This window comes from Cytobacillus oceanisediminis (genome assembly GCF_004366035.1).
Lineage (GTDB): Bacteria > Bacillota > Bacilli > Bacillales > Cytobacillaceae > Cytobacillus > Cytobacillus oceanisediminis_C.
On sequence record NZ_SOEE01000010.1, the window covers coordinates 24,438 to 50,691 of the forward strand.

The following is a 26,254-nucleotide window of genomic DNA, read 5'->3' on the forward strand; positions in this document are numbered from 1 at the left end:
CCTCCTACTCTTGTACATTCACTAAAGCTAAGGAATCTACTTCTTTTATTTTAGTCAGTGATCTTAGTGTTATCTTACCCACTAAGATGGTAGATTTAAACGGTTATTAAGCCAACAAAGGAGGTCATTGAGAAACGGGGAAATTGTTTTTCAGTATCGATAGACTTTTTGATTAAGAGTTTTTCATGGTTTAAATTATTAAAGTTCTATTTTAATTGAGAATGGAGGAATAATTTTGGGAAAGGAAGTATCATCGAAGCTTTCAAAGGGGCTGTCGACTTTTGCGTTAGCAGGTGCTTTGGTCATGAGTTGGTTGCCTTTGGCACAGCCACATTCTGTCGTAGCAAAGACGGAGTCTGTTGTGACATATAAAGAAGTATTGAACAATATAACTCCAGAACAAAGACGGGTCATAAAAGTGATTACGAGCGCGTCTGCAGATGTAGGTATCCAGCTTCCTTCTACGATTGATCTATCAAGTGATAAAGAAATTTCAGTCATCGTAGAGTTTAAAGGAAATGCACCTATGACAAATGTATTGCTTGAAGAGTTGAAAGGTAATAAGCTTTCGATTAACGATGCGAAAGCTCAGGTAGAGAAAGAACATAAGAATTTTAAAGAAGATCTTAAGAAGTTAAAGGTAAAAGGAAAGATTACAAGTTCTTTCCAGGAATCCTATAATGGGGTATCAATGTCACTGCCTGCATCTCAAGTTAGCAAACTAGCAGAATCCAAACATGTAAAGAACATTTGGGAAAATCAAAAGGTAGAGCTAATACAACCGGTTAGTAATGAAGCTGAGCAAAGCAGTATATATATAGGGAAGCATCCGCATGAAATGTCACAGGTGGATAAGCTTTATGAGAAGGGTTTGACGGGGAAAGGAGTCAAAGTAGCTGTTCTTGATTCGGGAATTGATTATAATCATCCGGATCTGATGGATGCCTATAAAGGCGGATATGATTTCGTAGATGAGGATAACGATCCGATGGAAGCGACCTACGAAGAGTGGAAGGAATCAGGACAACCGTTATACAATCCAACGCTGTATTACACGTCTCATGGCACTCATGTGTCCGGGATCCTTGCAGGTCAAGGGGATGGCAAATCGCCATTATCGGTAAAAGGAGTGGCACCTGACGCAGATTTATATGTTTATCGCGTCTTAGGGCCTTATGGATCAGGGACAATCGAAGATGTTCTTCAGGGAATTGAACAATCCTTAAAAGACAAGATGGATGTGATTAACCTTTCGCTTGGAGATGTTCTGAATGATCCGCTCTCGCCATTATCGGCTTCCATTAACAATGCCGCTCTTGCTGGTGTCACGCCTGTTCTGGCCGCAGGAAATGAAGGCCCGGGACTTTATTCCGTTGGATCACCGGCCACATCTGCGCTTGGCATTACAGTTGGATCAACGGATACAAAGGTAAGCTATCCCAATTTCACGGGAACACTTCAATCTAGCCAGTTGCAAGGAAATATTGAACTTCGTTATTCAACGTCTGAATTAGGAGTCAATCCTCGTGATTTAAAAGGAAAAACACTTCCAATAGTAGATGTTGGTCAAGGGACTGAGACAGAGTATGAAGGAAAAGATGTAAGGGGCAAAATTGTATTAATTCAAACGGGGGGCACCGAACGACTAAATGTCGCATTTTCCATTGCAAAAGAAAAAGGCGCGGCTGTAGCCATTGGCTATTCCAAATACGGAGGATTTATTTCCGATTCGTTCCCAGAAGACCCACATTTGCTTCCGGCTTTCACGATGGAAGGCAGTTTAGCAAAGGAATTATCGAATGCACTGAAAACAGAAGAAGTGACGGTAACATTTGATGAAATTAAAGAAAGAGAAATAGAAAGGGATGATTATATTTCTTTCTTTAGTTCAAGTGGTCCTGCAAGACTTACGTATGATATAAAACCGGAAGTGGTCGCACCGGGCGGGAATATTTTATCTACAGTGCCAAAGTACTACTATCAAGTGGATGATTACAAACAATCCTATGCAAAGTTCTCTGGCACATCTATGGCAGCACCTCATGTGGCTGGAATCGCAGCCCTGCTTCTTCAAGCAAATCCAAAGAGCGCCCCCGATGACATTAAGGGTATGCTCATGAATACAGCAGATGATTTAGAGCCGAACTACAGTGTTTTTGACTTGGGTGCTGGGAAAGTGGATGCGCTTGAAGCAGCTGAAGCATCGCTCCTTATTCAAGTAAAGGATACGGCTCCTCATATGAAAAATGGTAAAGTTAAGACCGTAAAAGACTTAACAGGTGCTTTAAGCTTTGGCACCAAGTTTGTAACGGGTTCTGATATTGTAGACTCCCGAGAGATTTCTCTGCAAAATCGTTCGGATCAAGATCAAGAATACTCAGTTGATATAAGCTTTAATGTGAATGCGAGAGGCTCTTTAGACGGACAGAAGCAAGGGGTAGAGCTGAAGACTGCTGAAACCGTTGCCTTGAAAGCAAACGGGAAAAAAGAGATATCAGTTAACCTGCTCATACCAGAAGCAGCAGAAATAGGGATTTACGAAGGGTATGTGACGTTTACCAATGTAAATCAGGAAGGTGAGGTCTATCAGCTTCCATTTGCAGTACGAAAAGTGAAAGAGGGTGTAGATTATGTTGAATCTTCTAACTTTTTATCTACAGTACGAGAAAATGGCTATTCAAGTTCTCCAAGCTTAAATGGAAGTTTTTCACTGAACTCTCACATGAAGAACATAGACATTTTCCTTGTGGATACAGAAACTAATAAGGAAATTGGCTTCCTTGGAAGCATGGATGGAAGGTTTATTCAAGAGAATACACATGTTAACCTTTATGGTTATTTTAACGGCAGTTATTACCCATTAACGAATGATCCCCGTCAGCCGATTGCTTATGAAACCAAAGAAGCTATTCAAGGGACTTTTAAAACAAAATTTGTATTTACAGCTGATGATGGAAAACAAACGATTATCGAAAAGCCGTTCGTCCTGGATAATGAGATGCCAACCCTTCACACAGAACTCAAAGAGAGAATCATTGAAGTGGATTCAGATGCTTCCTTCAGCATACCAGGGGCGATTCAAGATCCGCAAATCGACCTTGCTAAGGGAGCGGGAATAGAAGTGAATCAAGGGAATAATCGTGTGACATACCTAGCCAGCGACAGGGGGTATGATCAGTATGCTACTGTTAATGAAGCAGGAAACTTCCAAATTAACGGTTATTTGCCTAGTTACAGAAAGGTAGTTTCCTATACGGTAAAAGGAATGGACAGGGCGGGAGTTAATTCCCTTCAAAAAGAATATTTCTACGTAAGAAAGGGAACTCCTTATCTCGCTACTGTACCTGACAAGGAAGAAGTGAAGACAGGAGAAAACATTCACTATTCTGTTTCAGCTCATAACCACGTGGCATGGAAACAATTAACTAATACTTATACATTTAATAAAACGAATTTAAGTATAGATACTGTTGAAGTGGTAGATGAATTGAAAGACAAGGTGATATTGGAAACAGCGGAAACGCCTCAAGGAATGTCCGTTACATTAACATCAAAAACAGGCGAAGCCATCGATGCTTCTGAAAGCGGGATATTATTGAACATTGAAGTAAACTTGAAGAATAATACATTTTACAGCAGCTATCTTCCATTAACATCAAGCGGAATTAAACTGACGAAAACAGATAATACCACTATTGCTTTAGAAGGAATTTCTCCTTCTGTCAAAGTATGGTCCAGCCTTTCTGAACTAACAAGCGAGATGAATGGTGAAGCAGTATTCCTTCGTGATAAGTATGGAAAACTTTTAACCACAGATATTGACTATAAGCAACTTGGCGCAGTCATTAAAGCTGTAGATCAGGCAGGCAATGAATATCAAGGTGAAGTGATTAATGATGGCAAATTCAAGATACTGCTGCCGTCCACACAAGAAAACATGACACTTATATTTGAAGCACCAGGCCATTTTAAAGTAGTAAAAGAATTCCAGATCGGCCGTGAAGCAGGATATGGGGAGCAACAATTTATCCAATTCTTCCCGGCAGTTGCAGGAGATGCCAATAATGACCAAATCGTGGATATCAAAGATGCTGTCTATCTAGAAGAACATTGGAGAACAGCTGATCGCCAGGCAGACTTCAATTTTGACGGCAAGGTTGATATGGAAGATATGAAATATATCCAGAACAATTTCTTAAAGGTGAATCCGATGGTGAAAGTGAAGGATAAACCTAAAGAAAAGTTAGCCGGAAGAAACCTTGAGGATATTGTGAATGGGTTGAAGTGATGAATATGAAAGCTATATAGAGATTGAGATATTTGTTTAATCAAGTTGGTGCCTGTCCGTAAAAGGCTAATGTGGGAACAGGCACTTTTTTACCCTTTGCTTAATCAGTTCACCCGTCAGCACGGTGGAAGGGATCGTTTCCCTAATTTTGGTGCCTGCCCCCCAATGTGCTAAAGCTTTAGCGTAGCGTGTTCCTAAAGGTTTAAGTGAGAAATATATTAATAAATAACATTGTTGGATTATAGACAAATTTCAAACAACAAGACCACAGAATACAATAAAATGAAGTAAAATAAACGTCCAATTTAAGCCCACCCGTTCCCCAGGGTGGGTTTAACATTTTTTATGCTTGGTATTCCTTATTCTCAATATTTACAATCGATTTGTTTGATTCCTTCGCAATCCTCTTTGTCTCATTCACTAATTGAGTGATATTCCCACAACACTTTTGTGCACCATTTACAAGAAGAGGGACTCCAATAACATCAACTCCTAATCCTCGGGAGAAGAAGCCTCCTAAAGTCATTGCAAAAGGTACAACAGGAGAGGTATTTGAGAGGACAACTTTCTCTTCCATCAGTTTATTGCTGTTTAACATTTCACAAAAGTTATGTAGAGATTTAACAGCAATTTTTGAAGATCGCCTGCCAAGTGTGTAAACCTGATTTCCTTCGTCATCTTCCCCATGAAAAATAAACTTTCCGGCGTCTTTCTTTTTTAACTTGTTAAAGTAAGGAACATCAAGTATTTCATCTTTGCTAGGTACAGTATTTGATTCACTTAAAATGTTAAGGTGATAGGCGGCAGCTAAAGAAGTAGTATGTGTGCCGCCAAAATCATGATAAATGTAAATCAAAATTTTCACTCCCAATGACTTTATGTACTTGTATAAGAAAGGAATATCTATTCGAAAGAAAGTTTAGGCAAGATACCTTCAAATAATTATTTGAAGGTACCAGACACTAAGAAAGGAACTTGAATAAATCGCTTCTTTTAGTATTTTGTTCTTTGGATACCTTTAAAATTCATTTTTGAAGATTTAATATTACATGTTTGTGTAAAGTGTATTCATTATTAAATTTAATTACCATACATACTTGTAATAAATTTGTCCAACATATACTTGAAAATAATTTTAGGAGTGATAATTGTGAAAAAGGTTACATATTTGGCATTAGCTTTTTTACCAATACCTTTATTATTTGGTTGTGCAGCCAACCAAAACAACGAAGCGGTGGATAATGGTGATAACAATGGAGTTAGAAACGTTCAATACAGACAGAATGATATGAACATTTTAGATACTCGAAACGGTGATGACCGTAATAATGATAACAAAATGAAGGTGGCAGATGAGTCGGCTGATAGAATTTCAGAACTCAAAGAAGTAGAAACAGCAAATGTTATTGTTACCAATAGAAATGCCTATGTTGCAGTTGTTTTGCGTGATGGGGCAAAAGGAGACGTAACAGATCGTTTAGAAAATAAGATAGCAGACAAAGTAAGGGGCACAGATAAAGATATTCAAAATGTATTTGTATCATCAAATCCAGACTTTGTAGAGCGAATGAAGGATTATGGAAACCGAATTAATGAAGGTGATCCGATAGAAGGTTTATTCGATGAATTTACTGAAACAGTTCGAAGAGTATTTCCAAATGCTCGTTAATTAAGAATAATAAAAAGCTCTTCTCTTCTCAATCGAGAGGAGCTTTTTATTATTCGAGGAAAAATTTTTTACTAAATAAGAGAAGGATTATTCCTTTTTTTCAAAAAGGTATTGAAATCCATATAATATGGGTGCTTTATAAAAAATATAAAGGAAAAATTGCCAATTATTTAATCGATCTAATGTAGCAACTTTTAATTTTTTCATTAAACTTAAATGTGGAAATGCAAAGAAAAAATCTATAATAGCATTAAGCAATATAAAACGTTTAAAATTTCCATAAGTCAATTTTAATATCCACATGGAACCAACTAAATGCGGCCCGATGTTGAAAGGGAGTTCTCCTGAAACGTATGATTTTGGGTTGTTATAAAAAAACCACCACTTATACTTTTTACCAAATTGAACATTTATTCCCTCTAAAATCACTATAAGGATTGAAGCAGGTAAAAACCTTTTAACATTCCTAATCCCTAGAAAAGGTATTGTCGACCATGCAAGTAAGATCATTATTATATTAATGGTCCATTGCTTCTTTAAGGACATAGTATTTTGTCCCCCCTTATCCTTCTTAGAATGCTCCCGACTATTTTAAAGTATCCAAGCTTATGACAGGAAAAAATCATAAAAGATCTAGAGAAGCATCTTTATTTTCGATAAAACAGCCGGTACCTATTTATAAAGTAAAAATGCTTATGATATTTTGCACAATGAGAGCTGCTAAACGAGCAGCTTTTTTCTTCTTAAAAAACGAGGCAGGTTTGTTTAAGAAGGAGTTGCTTTCTTTTTGGTGAAATACTCCTTATTTGATACCTAATTTTAAAGGAGAAGATGTTAATGAAACGAACTGACCTGCTATTAAGAATGCTCGATACTATGTACGATAATGAGAGTGGGTATGCGCCTATCAAACCTGCAATAGAAGGGCTCACCGCAGAACAAGCTAGGTGGAGACCAACAGGAGACACAACAAAATCAATTTGGGAAAATGTTAATCATTTTATTTACTATAAAGAAAGACTTGCAGCAAATTTAGAAGGCCGTGAATTGCCACTAAATCTCGATGGTGATGAAACTTTCTAGCTAACGATACAATCAAATAATGACAAAGAATGGATTGGAGTCGTTGAACGCGCGGAAATGGTTCAACGCAACCTTCGCCCAAAGGTCAAATCATTGCTCTATAACAGGGCGAGGAGATGGAGTTTTTTAGAGAAAAAGAACGGCTGCTGATTCAGAAGAATAACAAGCTCAAAGGCGTTTGTAATTATCAGGGATCAGGCTATTCTGGCGTTGCCTTTCATCTGAATGAAAAAGGTCGATTTGGCGGATTAGATTTCTTTGTAGCAAGTAAAGACCGGTGGCAGGATGGTGGGGCTTGAATGAAAGAAAAGAGAAACAAAAAGGCCATTAATGGGCCGAAGAGTGTGCTGAAGAAGAAACATTCTTTTAATAAGGAGTTAATACATCTATATGCTTGACCTAATTAATAGGTGAATGTTTATGAGCCTACTTATAAATAATCAAAAGTCCCCAGAAAGGGGACTAGTTGGAGTGAAACCTACAAGAAGAGCCTTATACACTATATGTATATATCTAAGAATAAGGTTTAAATTTTTAAGTTAACAAAAGAGCAAAGGAGTGAAATAGATAGTATTCATTGATGCGAGAAATGCTAAAAATATCCAAATTTTGTCTTAAAAGGAGAAATAAGTGTTTGCGATAAATGATGCAAAGAAACTAAATAATCAGCCAGTTTCATTTTCCTTTTTTCTCGGCTCTAAAAGTCCAAGCAACTACTAAGAGCCAAAAAGCTGTTAATATACTTGGAACACCAAGTGTTGCGAAAAATACATTTTTTAAAGTGTATTGATCAATCCAATTGAGCATGGTATCACCTCTTCAGCAAGTGAGCAAGGGCCAAATCGAGGTGATGGAAAATTAGTGGATTGACCTTGCTCGTGCAGATAGTATGTCCAGGTAAAATTGCTTTATACATTCCTGACACGAAATACGAATTAGAGGGTGGGGAAATGTAACATCAATTATCTTATTTCCATACCGTATAAGAGTGGAATATGAGAAAGAAATATTCAAAAGGCATCAAAGTGGAGGAATACTAACAAAGGAAAACTTTAAATATGTATTACGGACCATCGAATGATGATGGAGCTTGAAATGCACTTAAATACTGAAACTGAATTCTTCTATACATGATTTCATTGAGAATGAATGGGGAATTGACAAAAAATTCATTGACTACGTAATTAAAGACAATCTCGCATCTGCAACTGGATTTTTATTAAATCCAAGTTTTTTAATGTATAGTTGGATAATTAGCACGAAACAAAATGATAGAGGAGTTAAGAAATAAAAAAATCCCCTAATCGGGGTCAAAAATATGAGTTCTTTAAATGTTATTACTTACATTTGGATTGGAACCTAAAAATTAGTTCGTCCAACATCTGACTATTTTTTATAGTCTCAGGATGTTTCAATCCTTTTTTGATACCAGTTTCAATGAGTACTTTTCTTAAAAATTGAATCTTTTTGTTAAGCTCTCGGCAGAAATTACACATTAATTCGCTCCTTTAATTGATAAAAGTCCAGGAACAATTATTACAGATGAATGGGAAATTATGAATCTTTTCGACAAAACTTGTCTCAAACCGACAAGAAATTAATAATAAAAGTGGAATCAGTAAATTAAAAAAGAGCAACAACCGTTACTCCTAAATGAAGAATTCAAAAAATAATTCAAATAAAAAATAAATCAAAATAGCAAGACCGATAAGACAAAAGAATCCGATTAATTTATTGGTAAAATTCTTAGATATACCGATTCGATTTAAGAGTGTGGAACTAGGCAAAAAACTAACATTGTTACAAACAATGAGGCAATCGCAAGTGCTAAGCCATTTATTATGCTGTTGTTCGCTTTATACATTAGAAAACCCATTTTTATAAAAGGTTTAAAATCTTCCACGAGGATGCATAAAATATGAGTGAAACGATTGAAATTTCGGACATTACCGTTGAACTTGATGAAAGCGGAGACAGAAGAGCTTTTATTGGTGATTTTAAAGAGCCAGTATATTACGGTATGCGGCCGGAGCATGACATTCAGCAGCCGCAATTCCTCCATTATCGTAAACAGAATTGATTATGCGATGTAAATCTTCATCTCTTTGGCAAGGTCATACTTTCCCCCATGACCTCCAACAATTAATACAACATCATACATAGCATTCGACTGGTCACTTTAGGCACGCTCAAAGCTAATAACTTAAAGCTCACCATTTTGGCGAGCTTTAAGTTATTTCGCTGAATTGATTTTTACTGTATCTTTTTCAAAAGTTGTTTTCATGTAATCTTTGCCCCATTCGTACATAGCGTCAAGGATTGGCATTAAGCTTAATCCCTGCTCTGTCAGGGAATATTCCACTTTTGGAGGAACAACAGGATATACTTTACGGGAAATAATTTTGTCTTCTTCCAGTTCACGTAATTGGTTCACTAACATTCTCTGCGTAATCCCTGGAATGAGCGCCTTTAATTCACCGAAGCGCTTTGTTCCTTCTTTACCTAAATGCCATAAGATAATCATTTTCCACTTTCCGCCGATTACAGATAGGGTCAATTCCTTTTCACAATTAAACATTTTACCATCCAAACGGGACAATCTAATCACCTCATCCCCAATTATACCTCATGGTATACTTTTTGGCACTATGTAAATAAATTGTGCGTACTTACATAAATTTGTTATAACTACTATAATATTTTCTACACAGTGACCTTTATTCTATTTGCCTAACATTAACATGCAAAAAATCAAATGAAATAGAGATTTTTAAACTGTGCATCAATTTTTATTATAGAGGAGTGGCATAATGGAATTACAACTAGCATTAGACCTAGTTAACATCCCGGAAGCAATAGAACTAATCACAGAGGTTGAAGAACACATCGATGTTGTAGAAATCGGCACACCCGTTGTGATCAATGAAGGACTTCGCGCTGTAAAAGAAATCAAAGAAGCCTTCCCTAATTTAAAGGTACTTGCAGATCTTAAAATTATGGATGCTGCTGGATATGAAGTTATGAAAGCATCAGAAGCTGGTGCAGATATTATAACGATTTTAGGCGCTGCTGAAGACGAGTCCATTAAGGGTGCTGTAAAAGAGGCGAAAAAGCAAGGAAAAAAAATCCTGGTAGATATGATTGCAGTAAAAGACATTGAAGGAAGAGCTAAAGAATTGGATGCCCTTGGTGTTGACTTTATATGCGTTCATACAGGCTACGATTTACAGGCTGTCGGCCAGAACTCTTTTGAAGATCTAAGAGCCATTAAAAGCGTAGTAAGAAATGCAAAAACAGCTATTGCTGGCGGCATTAAGCTAGAAACACTTCCAGAAGTGGTAAAAGCAGCCCCTGACCTTATTATTGTTGGTGGGGGCATTACAGGACAAGCTGATAAAAAAACTACTACTGCAAAAATGCAGGAAATGATACATCAAGGATAAAGACAATGCAAACAACGAATTTTATGGAAACAATCCTTGACGAGCTCCAAATGGCAGCTGGTTATATATCAAATCAAGAGGCGGAAGAGCTAGTCAATAAGATTCTTGAATCTAAAAAAATATTTGTGGCAGGTGCTGGCAGATCAGGGCTTATGGCAAGATCTTTTGTGATGCGACTGATGCATGTGGGTCTTGAAGCTTATGTTGTCGGCGAAACGGTAACACCCAATTTTGAAAACAAAGACACCCTGATTATCTGTTCTGGATCAGGGGAAACAAAAAGCCTTGTTTCCATTGCTGAAAAAGCAAAGAATATTGGTGGAACAATCGTAGTTATTACAACGTCTCCTGAATCAAGGATTGGACAGTTGGCAGATCGGACCATCAAAATGCCTGGATCTCCAAAGGACCAAGCAAAGGGTGACTACAGGACGATTCAACCGATGGGTTCATTGTTTGAACAAACACTGCTATTGTTCTACGATGCAACGATTTTACGAATCATGGATAAAAAAGAACTGGATACAACTAAAATGTATGGCAAACATGCCAATCTTGAATAAAAGTTACTTTATCTGAGATGGGAAGACTAAAGAAGGCTGAGAGGTGACGAGTAAAAGCTCTTTTCAGTCTTCTTTTTCTTTATGGTTAAGCCAAATATATACTTTATGAAGGGCAGGGAGAATGCAATCTGTTAGTCTGGAAAATAGGGTTGGTCAACCAGAAATATTTTCGGTTCTAGTTGAATACGGTATTTGTGGTCAGCGTTTACGTTAGTATAAATAACCCTTCTCGAGAGAAGGGCACTTATTTTTTAATTTTCTACAGAAAGAATGATGACCAGGAAACGTATAAAAGAGTGGATTGTGCTTTTTACATGAGAGTGTGTGTAGCAACTGAATGTTTATCACTAGAGGAGAAAATCCCGTTTGCTTTTGTGAATTCTAAAATGGCATTATGGTGTTAGCCGTACACTGTTTATATAATAAAACAATTTAAAGATCAAATGACTAACCGCTGTAAAAAAACGGTATAAATATTCGTATAATACAAATTAACACTTCCACAAAATTGGTTGAAAAATTGCTCAAATCCTTGGTATACATGTGATTGGGCATTTTTTTGATTATCTCATATTTAACTATAAGAAGGATTAATGCATTTTTGTGTCTACAACTATCAAGGCGGCTATATGGGTGGGAATGAGTAAATTTCTTTTTTACTCACCTATTTTTGTTAAATTAATATGCGATGGTTTTGGATTATATTTGAAAACTAGGATTGTTATTTGAGTGAGTGATAGAAAATGATCCACACAAATAGTGCCATCCGTCTTTCAAAGCAACAGAAATGAAGGAAGTCGGCTCTCTGTTAATTAAACTCTTCTATTTTATCGTTATTATGAAATGCTTCCGTTCCAGCATCCAATACAGTCATATAATACCAGCATTTAAGCTCGATGACTTCCATTGTTTTTAGTTCTTCAATCTGGGCTTATACATTAGCTTTTCTTTCCTTAAACATTTCATATCTTTGTTGTAACGTGGAACACCATCCGAAGAAAATTTTAATTTCCTTAATTGGCACCCCAGTGGCTTTTAGGCTATTCAATAACCTTTAAAGCGTAGAGATTGGATTATTTTACCAGGTGAATACGATCTTTATTAGTCCCGTTTTTGTCGTAGTAACGAAAGGCATTGGGGTAGGATTAGGTGGGACAGTGAATCCCAGGCAGTAAAGCTAATCCTAATATAATCTGACTGACGGAACGCTATATACATAAGGGAATATTAAATTCTGGGGAGTTTGAAAGTTTTGCAGTTATAACAATAATTAAAACAGTTTGTTGAATTTAAGTTAATCCATCTCTTTTAGGGTTTATCTATCAGCCTTTTGGATGAGAAAAGTCCACACTAATGAAGGATTACTGTATTCCATCAATAATATAAAGTAATAGATAACAATTTTTGTACGCCCTCTATCCTTATTTAGAGGGTCCATTGAAATTTCATTTTTGGGAGTGATATCATTGTCAGAATTGATTTATGCGGGTTCATTAAAGACGCTTGAAGATGAAGGTGCAAAGGTAATTAAAGGTGGAAGTCATGCAATTGCAGTATTTGTTTACGAAAAACAAGTCTATGCGGTGGATAACCGTTGTCCGCATATGGGCTTTCCCCTAAATACAGGAAGCCTATGTGATGGGATTTTGACGTGTCACTGGCATCATGCTCGCTTTGATATAAAAAGCGGTGGAACCTTGGATCCATGGGCAGATGATGTCCCTACTTATCCTGTCGAGATTAAGGAAAAAGAGGTTTGGGTTTACCCGGTTCCTTTTAATAAGGTGACAATCGAAAAATTGAGGCAGCGATTACGTGACGGCCTAGAGCAAAATATTAGTCTTGTCATAGCAAAATCGGTTGTCGGATTGATGGAAGCTGGTTTTCCAGCGACTGAGATTGCAAAGATCGGCGTCGACTTCGGAACTGCACATCGGAGGCTCGGATGGGGATCGGGATTAACGATTTTAACAGCCATGACAAATGTATTGCCTAAATTGGATAAAACCGGACAGGTTTTAGCGCTGTTCCAAGGCCTGGTTCATGTTGCACGGGAAAGTTCTGGAATGGGAACACGCTTTTTACTTGGATCTCTTCCTGTATCAAATGAAAAGAATACCCAATCATTCGAACAATTATCAGAATGGTATCGTCATTGTGTGGAGGTGCGTGATTCACAGGGAGCTGAGCGGGTGCTATTGACAGGGATAGAATTGGGATTCTCGAACGAGCAGCTTGCTGACATGATGATGACAGCGGTCACGGATCATTTTTATGTAAATACAGGTCATACTCTTGATTTTCATAATAAAGCATTCGAGATTTTAAATCAGATTGGTTTTAAGCATCGGCCCTATGTATTGTCATCATTGTTACCTGGTATCGGTGATGTATCCCGCAGTGAGGAATCCCATAGCTGGCAATCACCTGTGAACTTGGTCAAACCATTAATGGAGGCGTTCCCGAAATTACCTGATATCCTTGCTAATGTTTCATCACGAGGCGACGCTGATATAGATGAAGCAGTATTGGTTGAACAAATTTTAGCAGATGACCCTATAAAAACGGTAAATATGATGGTGGATGCACTAAAAAACGGCGTCACTCCTTCCCGTTTGGCCCAGATCGTAACTTTAGCGGCTACTGACCGGATTTCCCGTTTCCATGTACAAAATGATTTCAGGGATTGGATTACTGTACTTCATACTTTTACTCACGCACATGCAGTACATGAATCGTTACGCCGCTCTACTACACCAGAATTGACCCGGGCTGTTTTCCATGGAGCAATGAGTGTGTATCTTGATCGTTTTCTCAATACACCATCTGCAAGAAGGCCAGAACCAAAGGACGTGGAAACTGAACCGCAGAATCCTTCAGAATTATTGGAGATGATGAATCAACAACAACAGGTTGCAGAATCAGCAAGATGGGTAGTGAATTACCTGGCACGCGGCGGCGACAAAAGTGAACTCTTCAATACGCTCGGGCACGCTTTATTAAGAGAGGATGCAGAGTTTCATTCATTTCAAATGTATGAAGCAGCAATGATCGAACATGATCATTGGGAAAAAGAGGATTCCGAGCTTGCCAGATATGCACAGGAAACTTTGATCCTCGCAGTAACACGTTATCTAGCAGGCCATGCCCCAACTGCTAGAGAAATGCCACATACAGCACAAATTGCAATGCGCCTCCACCGGGGAGAAAAATTATTTGAAGATGATTGATCGATCGAGGACTATTCCTGATTTACAGCAAAAAATAAGCTGCGGACAAGGCACAGAATTGCAAGCAGGCAATAAGCCGGCAAGCCCGCCCAGGCGATGATCAAGATTTTAAACAGACTATAATTGTTATTTTATATAATAAAGAAAAAAGCCGATTTTCCTTTTTCTAAATAAGATAATCGGCTTTTTTTATGAAGGAATTTACTTACAGTTAGCATTAATATATTGCAGCTCGAAGGATTGGATGCAAAAATAGATGGACTGCTTGATGAAATACCCGTGTACCACAAATGTTTGCGATAAAAGGTGTGGGCAGGGATACTATTGCAGGCTTCTTTGCGAAAGTAGGGATTTAAGCGATTACACCATCTCCGGGAAATTATTTGCCGGTTTAAGCTTAATAGAAAATACATCCGGCAAGCAGCAGAACCACATTAAGATTAACCTTTTCATTTCTTTATCACCTTCTTTTTTACCCTCTTGGCAATCATGACGGCGGTAAAGAGCAAGGGAATATAAATGAATGTAAAGCCAAATCCTACTTTCCCAAAAAAGTCATTAACCATACTAATCCTTTCGCGCGTATTAATAAAGTTAATTACTATTAATAAAGCACTGACAACAAAAAACACTCCGATCTTTTGTCTAATATTAAAGATCCTCTTGATAAGTCTAGAAGAAATCCAAATGGCAATACACACATTTGGAAGCATAATCAAGTTCCAGTTTGCAATTCCAATATATTCGAAACGTTCCACAAAAGGCATTTCAACAATTTTCCACATAGTCAAAGTGGGCCAGACCTGTTTAGCAAGCAGATCTTCCGAATAATAGGCAAACGTAATGACTGCTAAAATTGTATATATCAAGGTAGTGGTAAAAACAGCAAGGTGGGCCCACTTTTTGGATTTCTTTGGTTCTTTTATAAAAGGATAAATGAACGGAATAATCTCAAAACCGATGAAGGTAAGCGACATATTGTAGGAACCGATGAGAAGTTCCTTTACTGAATGATCCCAAATAGGGAGGAGATTATAGAAATTTGAGAATTTAATGGCCCAGCCAAATGTCAAAAGGAGATAAGCCGGCAATACCAGGCCGAAAAAGGCTAGACCGACTACCGTTCTGAATCCTCCAAAAATGATATAAGTACAGAGCATCATGAATCCAAAGGAGAACCAGAAAGTGCTAAGCTCCGGAAACATCCACACTTGAATGACCTCGATAAATGTTCGTACTATAGCTAAGACGTACAAAAAAAAGTAGCCTGTGAAAATGGAGCTGATTGCTTTGCCGATCAAATTGCCTGTAAGGTACTTATGGGCTGTCACAAAATCTCCATCAACCGTTTCAGCAATTTTATAAATCATCCAAATGATGATATGTATGCATCCCCCGGCAAATAAGATGGAAATCCATGCATCATAGCCTGCAGCCTTTGCGATGACTCTCTGATAGCCAAGAACCCCAATGCCAATTTGCATGGACATTATTAAATAAAACACTAGAAATGGAGATATCTTCAATCTGTCTGGTATTGGCTGCTCCTGTATCTGGTTCACCTCCGTTTCATGATTGGTAAATTGACTGCTGTAAAACCGGGTTCCCGTTCCCGCGTTATTCATTTCCTTTTTCTCTTGTGCTTTTTCTTGCTAAAGGGGATAGGAATTTTAGTTCGCAAAAGAGTGGCCTCTTGGATTACATTTGAAACGGAAGCCAGATAATTGCATCTTTCCTATCTGTAGCCTTTGGCGGATATAGATGCTTAAGTTCTGGTTCAATCGTCGACATGACGTAGCCAATTAAAATTTTTTGTTCGATTAATGAAGGGTCATCACATGCACATCTGTAACAGGTACAGCTGTTTAATGTTCGCGATTTCCCGGAATTCCTCTTCCAGAAGATATACCACACTGGATCATATTTTCAACAATTAAAGTGGTTAAGAAAGTGAGTCCAACGCACATTTGTTTATTTGTTGCAGTAAAAAATTTTTGGGATTAAAATAGGATTTTTCCCATACCTCATGCTGGACATCCTCTTTAACCTTTTATTAACCAATTCCTCATAAGTAAACCACCATTATTTTCTGCATTACTCTTAATGTTGCCGGTTTTGGAAAACTTATGAATGGAAGGCAATAAAAAAAGGAATGTGTGGCGGTAAGGCAGTTCTATAGGAGAAATATAATCTGGGCAAATAAAAAAGGAAGCTGGTATAGTTTCCTTTAGCATGTTAACTCAACTGGAGATTCAGTATCTTTGTGGGTGGAACCAGATTCTAATTCTTCAGCTTCTTATGAAATTATTAATTCCATAAAAAAATAAGCAATAAAGACACTTGTTGGAAAATTGGCATACAAGAAAACGAAGCTTGGTACTTTAAATCAACAAATCAGATTATAAACCAACAGAGACCTTTAGGCTGCAAAGCACTTCTTCAAGTAAGCTTTGCGGCCTTTTTATGTTTCAAAGTACCATGTTAACATAGTAGCCAAGAACCCAGTCTATCCTATGGCGATTGAAGCGTTGAAGAAAGAAAAAGGTGCCCGCAGGCATCCAAATTACAGGTAAAATATCTCAATAACATTGTCAACAAGATCATCGTTTTATTAAAAAATGAGCGAGTTCGATGTTAGGATTGAAAACTCTATACCTCTTTCAAATTATGCAAACATTTCACCAGAACCAAGTTCTTCAGTTAGAAAGCATCCCCCAGTATAGACAATAATTCCCAAATCGTAAATTAGGGGAATAGTATAGGTTCTGTTTTGGATCAAGTTGACGTCCATTTGCTCCATATAATTCTAATTTTTTTAATGCTTCGAGCTGAGCAGGCGTTAAATCTTTTAAAATTTGTTCTCCACTTAGTCATCTGACGGAGAAAACCTTGGAAGAAGTATACACCCCAACAAGGAATGAAATCGAAAGGGCAGAGGGTAATTTTAAAGTCACCTTACACCAATTAGCATTATGTTGCCTCCTAGTCTCCAAAAAACCAAATTACTGACCAGAAGGCCATTCCCAGCACAACAGAGCCAAACACGCCTTTTGATTTATTTCTCTGAATGAAATCGCTATTCTTTCATTAAAAATTTGTATATGAGCAAGCCGGCCAACTGTAATCCGAAAATAATAATTAACAGTCCAGCAGCCTGCATTATGATCATGTGATAATTCATTTGGATTTTTCCAATAAAACTGGCGGATGCCCCAGAGCAATAAAAATAATGCTAAAACCAATGATAAATCCAACTGCACGCAAATAAAGTTTCTTCAGATCCACTTGCATTAAAGTCTTATCGATTCTTCCTCCAGTCAGGTGGGTATCATAAGCGGGCAGCAGCGGTAACAAGCAAGGGGAGAAAAAAGACAGCACTCTGGCTGCAAATGCAAAAAACATTCCAATACCATTGATAATGATTCACTCCTTCCTTTACCTCCATAGTGATCGGTTATTGTTGAGATTTTATCAAGAAATAGATTTTTTAAGTCAGGGGTTCCTGCTTTTATAATGAAAAAGCTATCGTGTAATACTCATAAAAACAATTTTTTTCAATAAACCTCCACAAATTCTCGATATCTAATTGCTATTGTTGCCTTTAGTGATAGAAATAGAGGGAGGAAACAAAATGAAATCTAAATTTTGGATTTTTTCATTATTAATAAGCACGGTTATGATTGGTGGATGCAGTGCGGGGGATGCACAGCCGGAAAATGAATCTGAAAAAAATCAAGCCATGGACCATACAAAAATGAAACCTGAACAGAAAATGGGGGATATGGAGGAAATGGAAGGGCACATGAACCATGTAAATCCTCCAGCACTTAATGATTCGACAGAGGAAAATGAGCTGGCGGTACCTCCTTTGCTTGAACCCAAGGATGGAAGTTATCCTATTACTGCACAACAGGGAACAACGGAATTATTCGAAGGCATTCAAACAGAAACGTATGGATATAATGGTTCATTCCTGGGTCCAGTGATTCGAATAAAAAGAGGGGATGCCGTCACATTTAAAACAAGGAATGGGTTAACTGAGCCAACAACCTTTCATTGGCATGGATTGGATATTCCGGGTAAAGGAGATGGAGGACCACATCAAATAATCGAACCTGGTGAAACAAAATATGTAAAATTCACTGTCAATCAGGAGGCATCTACCTTATGGTTTCATCCCCATCAAAAAGGCATTACAGCTGAACAAGTGTATAAAGGTTTGGCAGGCCTCATTTATGTGGAAGATGAAAATTCTCAAAAACTTGGTTTGCCAGATCATTATGGAGTAAATGACTTTCCATTAGTTTTTCAGGATCGTCAATTTGATGATAAAAACCAATTAAATTTCAAAGCAGTGCATAATGATGATGGAACAATTGGCAATACATTATTGGTTAATGGCACACTGAATCCTAAATTAACAGTAGGAGCGGAAAAAGTCCGGTTGCGTTTATTAAATGGATCGAACGCCCGTAATTATACGTTTAAATTAAATACTGGTGACTCATTTCAGCAGATTGCAACGGATGGCGGATTCTTAAATGAACCGTTAGAAATGAGTGAAATTACTCTGACACCTGGCGAAAGGGCCGAAATAATCGTTGATTTTTCAAGGCAAAAATCAGACAGCGATATTGCACTACTAAATGAAGAAGACACCATTTTGTTACCGTTTAAAGTCAAAAAAGAACAAACAAACTCGGCTGAACTTCCAGAGAGTCTGAATGACTATAAAGTAACAGATGAAGAAAGGAGCTTGTCGGTATCTAAAAGACTAGAACTGTTTGGAATGGGGAAGCATGTAACCATTAATAAAAAACAATTTGATATGAATCGAATTGATTTTACCCAAAAACAAGGGGAAACTGAGATTTGGGAAGTGTATAATAAGCCAGATCCGATGGGTGGAATGATTCATCCATTCCATATTCATGGAACACAATTTAAAATTGTTTCAATTGACGGAGAAGATCCTCCTGAAATCCTCCAGGGATGGAAGGATACTGTCGCAATTGAACCCGGTCAAACAGTAAAGCTGGCAGTAAAGTTTAAAAATAAAGGAATTTATATGTACCACTGTCATTTACTGGAGCATGAAGATAATGGAATGATGGGGCAAGTAGAAGTAAACTAAATTAGGAAATAATAGGAATGAAATCTTTCTTATTTACTTAGAACCCTAGGCCTAGCCCAGGGTTTTCTTATAGATGAAACAAAGGGCAGTACCAACAAGACTTCTTGCTGGTACTGCCTATCACGAAGCAGCTTTGGTTTGTATAGACACGGATTCTTTTTTATCTTTTGGTTTTAAATTGCCGGCCACAATACCAATTAATATGATGATAACTCCTAGCCATTGTGAAAAACTTACAAATTCACCTAAGATAAGGGCAGATAATGTTACAGCTACTGGAAGCTCCGAAGCAGTTAAGATCGTGCCAAGCCCTGGTCCGACATGGGGCATTCCAATTGAAAATAAAAGAGGAGGTAAAGCAACACCAAACAAGCCGAGTAATAAACCATAAGGCGCCACCCCCATTAAGACAGGTAAATCAAATAGAAACGTTGGTGGATATACTAAAAGTACGACAATTAATCCACCGGTAGATAAGAAAGCACTTTTCAGGACAGGTGGAGTATCTTTTCCGACAGAACTGCTGAGAAATATAAAAGTTGTAAACGTCAAAGCCGAAAGCAGACCCCATGCAGACCCATGAAAGGATAGAGCAGCTTCACTTTTAGCAAGTAAGCCGGCAGCTAGTATTGAGCCGATAATAAGAATACCAATTGAGGTGATTTTCCCTTTCGATGGTTTTTTCTTATTAAAGACCCACTCAAAAAGCGTACCAATCCATACAAATTGAAATAAAAAAATGATTGCTAGGGAAGCATTTAGCGTCTGTAGCGCTTGATAATAAAACACTCCTGTCAAACCAAACGGAATTCCGGATAATAGTAGTTTGAGAGTTTGATTTACAGTTGTTTTTGGCTTTTTTGTAAACAAAACCAGCATCCAGGTAAGTAATGCCCCAAATAAATATTGGCCACCAGTTACCTCTGTTACCGAATAACCTGCTGAATAAGCAAGCTTTACAAATGTAGACAACACCCCATAGCAGCACCCGCCTAAAAAAACAATTAGTGCATATTGCCAAGTTTTCATTCATTCTACCCCTTTCTTCACATAAAAAAGCCACACAATTGTCAGTTGACAGTTGTGTGGCGAAAATAGAGCTGGCTCTAGAAAAATCCACGTCCTTAATAGGTTTTATTATTCAAGTCATTTAGAAGTATAAGATTAACAATGCCAATTGTCAACGAACTATTCTTGTATTCTACTAACGAGCGCCTTCTTAAAGATCCGGCGGCCAATCCAGGCTGCATAAGAGAATAAGCAGTATTGCTTTTGTTTCCTTAGTATTTCATAGTTATTTACCTTAGGTAAAAATTCTTATTATAAAGGATATATTTGGATAGAGCGAGGGGTTTTTATTGAGGGAGATTTATAAGCTAGGATGAATCCAATATTGAATTCATGCTCTTGTTAATAACTAATTGATAAGGATTCTATTAGTTACCTGTGTAGTCTTATAAGTCAGAGTGACTTCCGAAAGATTATTTTAAACATACCGTAAAGAACTCCCAATGCCAGTGGTAACGGTAAACAAGGGGAGTTCATATGTTTTGGGAGTTTAGAAATAGCCCATATATTTATCATCAAAACAAAAGACTCCCTTTTGAAAAGAAAATTGACTAAAAGGGAGTGCCTTCTATAAAATCATTAAAAAGAAAAAATGGAAAGTAAGGACATATTATTTGCTGAGTTTGACAACTTATCTGATTTTTAATATTATTTTTCCTTTCGCCCTTCCTGACTCCGCATATTCCATCGCTTTTTGAGCATCTTCAAAAGGAAAAACTCTATCAATTATAGGTTTAATTTTACCAGTCTCAATAAAGTTTGCAATTATACGTAATTGCTCTCCACTTGGCTTCATAAACAAAAACGTATATTGAACATTATGCTTTTTTTCAAGCGCAGTAAGTTTATGGCTTGCTGCTGAAAACAACAACGTTTTAAAAAATCCGGAACCATATTCTTTACCAAAACGAGCATTCGGTAATCCCGAAACGGAAACAATTTTCCCTCCTCTTTTTATCACTTCGAATGATTTTTCGAGTATCTCGCCTCCAATAGTATCAAATACGGCATCATAGTTTTTCAGTATCTCTTCAAATTTTTCTGTCTTGTAGTTTATAATTTCATCTGCACCAAGAGATTTCACTAAATTCACACCAGCAACACTTGCAGTCGTTGCAACAGTGGCGCCCATTAATTTGGCCAGTTGAATAGCAAAGGTACCGACACCACCAGCCCCAGCTTGAATCAAAATCTTTTGCCCCTTTTGTAATTGCAAAATGTCAGTTAGGGCTTGATAGGAGGTTAACCCAACAAGCGGGATCGCTGCTGCTTCTTCAAAGCTCAAATTTTTAGGTTTTAAGGCGATGTCATCTTCATGAATAGCGATATATTCAGCAAAAGTACCGATTTTACTCTTTCGTGGACGTGCATATATTTCGTCACCAACTTTAAACCGAGTCACTTTTGCGCCAACCTTTGCAACGACACCAGAAAAGTCATTCCCTAAGATAAGAGGCATTTTATAGTTAACTAACAATTTCACTTTCCCATCGCGTATCTTAAAATCAACAGGATTAATACTAGCCGCATGAATTTCTGCGAGGACCTCATAATCACCAATTTCAGGTGTGGGCATTTCTGCCAAGCGCATTGGAACCTTCCCATACCTATCAACAACCATTGCTCTCATAGCCTATACCTCCAAATCCTGTGTGTTTAAATTCCATCATTTCAATAAAAGTTCTTCATGAACTTATCAATATCCAACACAAGTGTTCTTAATAAACCTAATTCTGTACGTAAATTAATATAATAAAAATTCTTTGTCCCTTCTTTACGCATTAAAATAACACCGGCGTCTCGTAAAACCTTAAGATGATGGGACACAGCGGGTCGAGAAAGATGTGTTTGTTCTGTGATTTCACCCACTCGTAATCCTGTTTGACAATCCGTCCCCATTAGAACTAACAAGATCGATTGACGTGTTTCATCACCAATTGCCAATAGTACTTTTTGACAATTAATAAAATCCTCTTTGATTATATCTAGTTGGTCCTGTTTATTCATTAGAGTAAAATACCTCCATTAATCGGTTTAATGGTTTAAGTTGATAAACCATACATACAACAATATCCTATTGTTATGTTAGGGGCAATATTGAGAAAGCAAATCGAGACGAATACATCTTAGAGAGGAAGCATCATAAACTTTTAATGTTCAGCAACTTATAAAGGGGACTAAGAAATAAAGCAGCTTTAGTATTCCACTTGATCGGTTATTTAAAATAAACACTAAATAAGTAATCTTGAATTTTAGAGCAATAGTAAAATTGTGATTAGTTTATTGAGGGAGTTAATTTAAATTAGCGATACCCTAATAGCTGCTCTTCTATAAAGGAAGTGTGGCTTTTTTTATCGAAGTAAATAGTTATTAAAAATACGCTGCAAGGGGAGTAATAAATGGTGAATAAAAGTAAGTTCTATTATGGAGAACATGAATCTCAATTTGGTGTATTACGAATGCCTGGAAATTCAAAATCATGTCCAGTAATAGTATTAATTCACGGAGGCTTTTGGCAAGCAAGATATAACTTAGAGGAGAATAACCCAATTGCTGATGATTTAACCCATAAAGGTTATGCAACGTGGAATATCGAATATCGACGAGTGGGGGAAGAAGGGGGAGGATGGACTGGAACGTTTAATGATGTTATTAATGCTGTAAATCATCTATTAAAGCTAAATGAGTCATATCCTATAGATCTTTCAAGAGTTGTTGTTATTGGTCATTCTGCTGGTGGACATTTAGCACTTTGGTTAGCTTCAAGAATAAAATCAATTACAAATGATAGTCCCTTTAATCAACTTAGTGTTTCTATTCAAAAGGTGATTAGCTTAGCAGGAGTTACAGACTTAGTAAAGATGTGGAATATACATGAACATAAGAAAATAAAGAGTCACACAGCTGCACTATTAGAGGGTTCCCCTGAAGAAGTTCCTGAGCGTTATAAATTATCTTCTCCAGCTGAATTATTGCCAATGAATGTTGAACAAGTATTAATACATGGTGAATTGGATCATCATGTTCCTGTAAATTTAAGCAAGGAGTATTACAAATGTGCTGTAGAAAAGGGGGGAAATATAAAGATAGTTATTCTCCCAGATATAGACCACTTTAAAATTATTGAACCGGCTTCTTCTGCATGGAACTCGGTTATTAACTCAATTTAGTTGCTTTATTGAACTGTAGGGACAGCAATCCTGTAATAAATGAAGTACGAAAAAATCTTTGTGAAGAAATACTTTAACTAAAGGGGCGGGTTAGTGGGACAAGACTTTGCAGGAGAATAAGGGATTTTAATTGAATAAGTATTAAAACCTGGAGGTGCTGCCGTGCACAGTTTTGTATATCACATGGTTCAAATAGAGATAAGGGGATACAAGCTATTTCCTCTGTGACAGCTGCCCATTGCTTAAAATATGATTGAGAGTAATAAAATAAGTTTCTGGAGGTCTTATGGATAGAAACAGATATTCAGCAATAGCCCATCAAAGTCACACTTTTTATAATCCAATGAATCCATCAAAGATAGAAAAAGTTATTGAAATACTTGATTTAAAAGATAATGACAAAGTAATTGATATCGGTGCTGGGAAAGGTGAGATTCTTTTTCGGATCATTGAAAGATACAGTGCTAAATGTATTGCTATCGAAAAATATGTTGGTTTCACAGAACAACTTCAAGTAAATGCTGAAAATAGAGGGGTTTTAAATAATATTGAAATCATTACAAAAGATGCTAAAGTAGCAATGAAGACAATGAATGAACTGTTTGAGGTAGCGATTTGTATTGGTTCAACTCACGCATTAGGTGGATTACATGAAACTTTGGATACGCTGAGGAAGTGTGTAAAAAAGGGTGGATATGTGCTCATCGGTGAAGGCTACTGGAAGCAGCAGCCAAGTAAAGAATATTTAGAGGCGCTGGGGGGAGCTGAAGAATCCGAATTACTAAGCCACTTCGAGAATGTGAGGGCTGGCGAAAAACTTGGCCTAATTCCACTATGGTCATACACTGTTAACGAAGATGAATGGGATGAATATGAGTGGCTTTATGCTATGTCCATTGAGAATTATTGCTGCGAACATCCTGATGATCCAGATCGAGATGCGATGTTACAAAAGATCCGGACTTGGAGAAGTACATATCTGAAATGGGGCAGAGATACCCTTGGATTTGGGATATATCTTTTTAGGAATATGTAAAATTCAATTTAAGGGCGATTGTTGATAATCATAGGTAGAAAATGATCAAACTTTGTTATAAAAACCACTATAACTGCTGAAAAGGAATCCATTTTGATTAATTTTTTTCAAATGGACTCTTCCTATTACTCGTAAAAAATGGTTGAGATTGTTGAAATGGAATTGATTCAAAGCATTCCAAACATTGACGTAAACTCCTATCCTGTTCCTCACTTTGAATTTTGTAATCCTGAGGTAAGAGAATGAGTTATTGCAGACCAATTAGCATTTCATAAAAAAGTGCTTCCCTGCTTGATGAGAATGTATGGAAACCATTCAGAGGAATCTATAGAAAGAATTATTAACGAATTTTACAATTAGTTTAAGTTTGTCTAGGAAAAAACAGGTTTCGCAAATATAGATTGTGTAAAGTTTTCATACTCATTTATGTATATGGCATATTCCTTGATGGGGGAGTGTTATTTTTGTTTTGTTTGTCATGGGGAAAATAAATAACACCCTCCACCTGAATAACCCACCAGGTAAAAATTAAGCAATTCTTAAAACAGAGCTTTTCCTCGATTCGCTTTGCTTCAGTATTAAGCCCTGTTCCTAGTCCTGCAAAATGCGCACCTGTTTGAAGACCTTTTGTCATAGTGACTTTCGAAAGATTAATTTTGCCATACCGTAAAGAACTCCCAATGCCAGTGGGAGCGGTAAAAACCATACTAGAAATTTATCTATAAAAGGACTCACTGCCACCAAAGGATTCACCATTATCACTCCTAAAGTAATATTGGTTACAGTTTTCCCCTATAGTTAATTCTAATTCAAATAGTCTGTGTTGCTGAGGGCAAATCTAATCAAATTACCTTTAGTTATTGAATACTTAACTATCTTATATGTCTTTAGGGTTTTGGGAATTAAGAAATAGCAAATCAGGGAGGTTTAAGATCAGCTGCCTTATTTAATGAAACAAACATTGTGTGCGACAAATGGAATTGTCCTTTGATTTGGTAAACTCCCCAAATTATTAAGGACAATTAATTTTATAGAAGCTTTGAAGCTTAAAGGTTCTTTATACTTAAACCTTCTGATTCCTTCTTAAAGGTTCAATAAATAATGATTGATACAAGTAGTTAAGTACTGCTACTGCAATGCTTAAAAGAAAAAGCTGCTTTCGGTTCATTCTTATCATTTTATATATGCGTAATTTCTCTGCTAATGTTGTTAATGGAAAGGCAAATAAGTAGTCAGCAAAAATATTGGTCAATATATATAACCAAATTTTAAAATGTCAGTTTAAAAATCCAAAAATTAATGATGGTAAAAGGCCAAAAAACAAAAGAGACATCTGTCGCTAAATTAGGGAATAACGGATTTCTTACTTTCCACCATTTTAACTTTTGAGATAGCTCACTTATTAATGCAATAACTAAGTCACTAAAAATAATAGTTGGTAGAAAGCGGAGTAAGGTGTTTTTTCCAAGTTTTTCTACAGTTAACCAAGGCAGAACTAGTAACAAATCCATTTTCCAATTCCCTCTCATATACAGCCTCCCTTAGTATGGAAATATATTATATTGAATTA

General features: G+C 37.0%; 20 protein-coding genes and 4 pseudogenes. 12 read left to right on the top strand and 12 right to left on the bottom strand.

Annotated elements, in window-relative coordinates; translation table 11 throughout:
• The first annotated feature begins 235 nt into the window (after nt 1–235).
• The gene (locus tag DFO72_RS30455; protein WP_113885195.1) at nt 236–4,288 is read left to right on the top strand and encodes a S8 family serine peptidase; all 4,053 of its coding nucleotides are present in this window, start codon (nt 236–238) and stop codon (nt 4,286–4,288) included.
• Nucleotides 4,289–4,631: 343 nt separating this feature from the next.
• Here the strand turns inward: DFO72_RS30455 and DFO72_RS22510 are convergent, their stop codons facing one another.
• Nucleotides 4,632–5,144: a DUF3189 family protein gene (locus tag DFO72_RS22510; protein WP_113885196.1), complete on the bottom strand. Its 513-nt coding sequence runs from the start codon at nt 5,142–5,144 to the stop codon at nt 4,632–4,634.
• Between the two features lie 288 nt (nt 5,145–5,432).
• On the opposite strand from DFO72_RS22510, the gene DFO72_RS22515 reads away from it, so the two are divergent.
• A complete protein-coding gene (locus DFO72_RS22515; protein WP_395858207.1) occupies nt 5,433–5,957 on the top strand; it encodes a YhcN/YlaJ family sporulation lipoprotein in 525 nt (174 codons plus the stop codon).
• 87 nt (nt 5,958–6,044) lie between these two features.
• On the opposite strand, the gene DFO72_RS22520 is transcribed toward DFO72_RS22515, so the two are convergent.
• Complete coding sequence (locus tag DFO72_RS22520) at nt 6,045–6,503, bottom strand: hypothetical protein (protein ID WP_113885198.1); 459 nt, start codon at nt 6,501–6,503, stop codon at nt 6,045–6,047.
• Nucleotides 6,504–6,794: 291 nt separating this feature from the next.
• Here DFO72_RS22520 and DFO72_RS22525 point away from each other — a divergent pair.
• A pseudogene (locus tag DFO72_RS22525) lies at nt 6,795–7,178 on the top strand (DinB family protein); the annotation flags it as partial.
• Nucleotides 7,157–7,339, top strand: a complete 183-nt coding sequence (locus tag DFO72_RS22530) for a hypothetical protein (RefSeq protein ID WP_243856245.1) — start codon at nt 7,157–7,159, stop codon at nt 7,337–7,339. The pseudogene DFO72_RS22525 and the gene DFO72_RS22530, both read left to right, overlap by 22 nt.
• Nucleotides 7,340–7,715: 376 nt before the next feature.
• Here DFO72_RS22530 and DFO72_RS30460 read toward each other — a convergent pair whose 3' ends face one another.
• Together DFO72_RS30460 and DFO72_RS30465 are read right to left on the bottom strand one after the other, a co-directional pair.
• Nucleotides 7,716–7,847: a hypothetical protein gene (locus tag DFO72_RS30460; protein WP_258549840.1), complete on the bottom strand. Its 132-nt coding sequence runs from the start codon at nt 7,845–7,847 to the stop codon at nt 7,716–7,718.
• Between the two features lie 530 nt (nt 7,848–8,377).
• On the bottom strand, nt 8,378–8,536 hold the full coding sequence (locus DFO72_RS30465) for an aspartyl-phosphate phosphatase Spo0E family protein (RefSeq protein ID WP_113885199.1): 159 nt from the start codon (nt 8,534–8,536) through the stop codon (nt 8,378–8,380).
• 422 nt (nt 8,537–8,958) lie between these two features.
• Here DFO72_RS30465 and DFO72_RS29665 point away from each other — a divergent pair, with 422 nt between their 5' ends.
• Nucleotides 8,959–9,120, top strand: coding sequence for a hypothetical protein (locus DFO72_RS29665; RefSeq protein WP_166672541.1), 162 nt, complete (start codon nt 8,959–8,961; stop codon nt 9,118–9,120).
• Nucleotides 9,121–9,273: 153 nt separating this feature from the next.
• Here the strand turns inward: DFO72_RS29665 and DFO72_RS22545 are convergent, their stop codons facing one another.
• Complete coding sequence (locus DFO72_RS22545) at nt 9,274–9,639, bottom strand: winged helix-turn-helix transcriptional regulator (protein WP_113885200.1); 366 nt, start codon at nt 9,637–9,639, stop codon at nt 9,274–9,276.
• Between the two features lie 211 nt (nt 9,640–9,850).
• On the opposite strand from DFO72_RS22545, the gene hxlA reads away from it, so the two are divergent.
• A complete protein-coding gene (gene hxlA / locus DFO72_RS22550) occupies nt 9,851–10,483 on the top strand; it encodes a 3-hexulose-6-phosphate synthase (protein ID WP_113885201.1) in 633 nt (210 codons plus the stop codon).
• A gap of 5 nt (nt 10,484–10,488) precedes the next feature.
• Complete coding sequence (gene hxlB, locus DFO72_RS22555) at nt 10,489–11,046, top strand: 6-phospho-3-hexuloisomerase (RefSeq protein ID WP_113885202.1); 558 nt, start codon at nt 10,489–10,491, stop codon at nt 11,044–11,046.
• 808 nt (nt 11,047–11,854) lie between these two features.
• Here hxlB and DFO72_RS30130 read toward each other — a convergent pair.
• A pseudogene (locus tag DFO72_RS30130) lies at nt 11,855–12,173 on the bottom strand (MerR family transcriptional regulator); the annotation flags it as partial.
• 339 nt (nt 12,174–12,512) lie between these two features.
• Between DFO72_RS30130 and DFO72_RS22565 the strand changes: the two are divergent.
• The gene (locus DFO72_RS22565) at nt 12,513–14,276 is read left to right on the top strand and encodes a Rieske (2Fe-2S) protein (RefSeq protein WP_113885203.1); all 1,764 of its coding nucleotides are present in this window, start codon (nt 12,513–12,515) and stop codon (nt 14,274–14,276) included.
• Between the two features lie 449 nt (nt 14,277–14,725).
• Here the strand turns inward: DFO72_RS22565 and DFO72_RS22570 are convergent, their stop codons facing one another.
• Nucleotides 14,726–15,829 (bottom strand): GerAB/ArcD/ProY family transporter, encoded by a 1,104-nt coding sequence (locus DFO72_RS22570; protein WP_113885223.1) that lies wholly within the window; start codon nt 15,827–15,829, stop codon nt 14,726–14,728.
• 870 nt (nt 15,830–16,699) lie between these two features.
• Between DFO72_RS22570 and DFO72_RS30135 the strand changes: the two are divergent.
• Nucleotides 16,700–16,895 (top strand): annotated as a pseudogene (locus DFO72_RS30135) (IS6 family transposase); the annotation flags it as partial.
• A 457-nt stretch (nt 16,896–17,352) separates the two neighbouring features.
• On the opposite strand, the pseudogene DFO72_RS30145 reads toward DFO72_RS30135, so the two are convergent.
• Nucleotides 17,353–17,678: pseudogene (locus DFO72_RS30145) on the bottom strand (cytochrome c biogenesis protein CcdA).
• Between the two features lie 229 nt (nt 17,679–17,907).
• Between DFO72_RS30145 and DFO72_RS22580 the strand changes: the two are divergent.
• The gene (locus tag DFO72_RS22580) at nt 17,908–19,410 is read left to right on the top strand and encodes a multicopper oxidase family protein (protein ID WP_113885204.1); all 1,503 of its coding nucleotides are present in this window, start codon (nt 17,908–17,910) and stop codon (nt 19,408–19,410) included.
• A gap of 120 nt (nt 19,411–19,530) precedes the next feature.
• Here the strand turns inward: DFO72_RS22580 and DFO72_RS22585 are convergent, their stop codons facing one another.
• From DFO72_RS22585 to DFO72_RS22595, 3 genes are all read right to left on the bottom strand, one after another.
• Entirely contained in the window at nt 19,531–20,439 is a 909-nt protein-coding gene (locus DFO72_RS22585) for an EamA family transporter (RefSeq protein WP_113885205.1), read from the bottom strand.
• A gap of 670 nt (nt 20,440–21,109) precedes the next feature.
• Nucleotides 21,110–22,108, bottom strand: a complete 999-nt coding sequence (locus DFO72_RS22590) for an NADP-dependent oxidoreductase (protein ID WP_113885206.1) — start codon at nt 22,106–22,108, stop codon at nt 21,110–21,112.
• Nucleotides 22,109–22,149: 41 nt separating this feature from the next.
• Nucleotides 22,150–22,485, bottom strand: a complete 336-nt coding sequence (locus tag DFO72_RS22595; RefSeq protein ID WP_113885207.1) for an ArsR/SmtB family transcription factor — start codon at nt 22,483–22,485, stop codon at nt 22,150–22,152.
• Between the two features lie 392 nt (nt 22,486–22,877).
• On the opposite strand from DFO72_RS22595, the gene DFO72_RS22600 reads away from it, so the two are divergent.
• Nucleotides 22,878–23,648, top strand: coding sequence for an alpha/beta hydrolase family protein (locus DFO72_RS22600; RefSeq protein WP_113885208.1), 771 nt, complete (start codon nt 22,878–22,880; stop codon nt 23,646–23,648).
• A gap of 286 nt (nt 23,649–23,934) precedes the next feature.
• Complete coding sequence (locus tag DFO72_RS22605) at nt 23,935–24,684, top strand: SAM-dependent methyltransferase (RefSeq protein WP_113885209.1); 750 nt, start codon at nt 23,935–23,937, stop codon at nt 24,682–24,684.
• A 1,268-nt stretch (nt 24,685–25,952) separates the two neighbouring features.
• On the opposite strand, the gene DFO72_RS30150 is transcribed toward DFO72_RS22605, so the two are convergent.
• The gene (locus tag DFO72_RS30150; protein ID WP_243856247.1) at nt 25,953–26,213 is read right to left on the bottom strand and encodes a hypothetical protein; all 261 of its coding nucleotides are present in this window, start codon (nt 26,211–26,213) and stop codon (nt 25,953–25,955) included.
• Between the last annotated feature and the right edge of the window lie 41 nt (nt 26,214–26,254).

Bases quoted from the DNA above. Each gene is read 5' to 3' on its own strand.
- DFO72_RS22600 (WP_113885208.1), top strand. From the start codon at position 22,878: ATGGTGAATAAAAGTAAGTTCTATTATGGAGAACATGAATCTCAATTT.
- DFO72_RS22585 (WP_113885205.1), bottom strand. From the start codon at position 20,439: ATGAAAACTTGGCAATATGCACTAATTGTTTTTTTAGGCGGGTGCTGC.
- DFO72_RS22605 (WP_113885209.1), top strand. From the start codon at position 23,935: ATGGATAGAAACAGATATTCAGCAATAGCCCATCAAAGTCACACTTTT.
- DFO72_RS22520 (WP_113885198.1), bottom strand. From the start codon at position 6,503: ATGTCCTTAAAGAAGCAATGGACCATTAATATAATAATGATCTTACTT.
- DFO72_RS22595 (WP_113885207.1), bottom strand. From the start codon at position 22,485: ATGAATAAACAGGACCAACTAGATATAATCAAAGAGGATTTTATTAAT.
- hxlB (WP_113885202.1), top strand. From the start codon at position 10,489: ATGCAAACAACGAATTTTATGGAAACAATCCTTGACGAGCTCCAAATG.
- hxlA (WP_113885201.1), top strand. From the start codon at position 9,851: ATGGAATTACAACTAGCATTAGACCTAGTTAACATCCCGGAAGCAATA.
- DFO72_RS30150 (WP_243856247.1), bottom strand. From the start codon at position 26,213: ATGAGAGGGAATTGGAAAATGGATTTGTTACTAGTTCTGCCTTGGTTA.
- DFO72_RS30465 (WP_113885199.1), bottom strand. From the start codon at position 8,536: ATGTGTAATTTCTGCCGAGAGCTTAACAAAAAGATTCAATTTTTAAGA.
- DFO72_RS22530 (WP_243856245.1), top strand. From the start codon at position 7,157: ATGGAGTTTTTTAGAGAAAAAGAACGGCTGCTGATTCAGAAGAATAAC.
- DFO72_RS22580 (WP_113885204.1), top strand. From the start codon at position 17,908: ATGAAATCTAAATTTTGGATTTTTTCATTATTAATAAGCACGGTTATG.
- DFO72_RS30460 (WP_258549840.1), bottom strand. From the start codon at position 7,847: ATGCTCAATTGGATTGATCAATACACTTTAAAAAATGTATTTTTCGCA.
- DFO72_RS29665 (WP_166672541.1), top strand. From the start codon at position 8,959: ATGAGTGAAACGATTGAAATTTCGGACATTACCGTTGAACTTGATGAA.
- DFO72_RS22590 (WP_113885206.1), bottom strand. From the start codon at position 22,108: ATGAGAGCAATGGTTGTTGATAGGTATGGGAAGGTTCCAATGCGCTTG.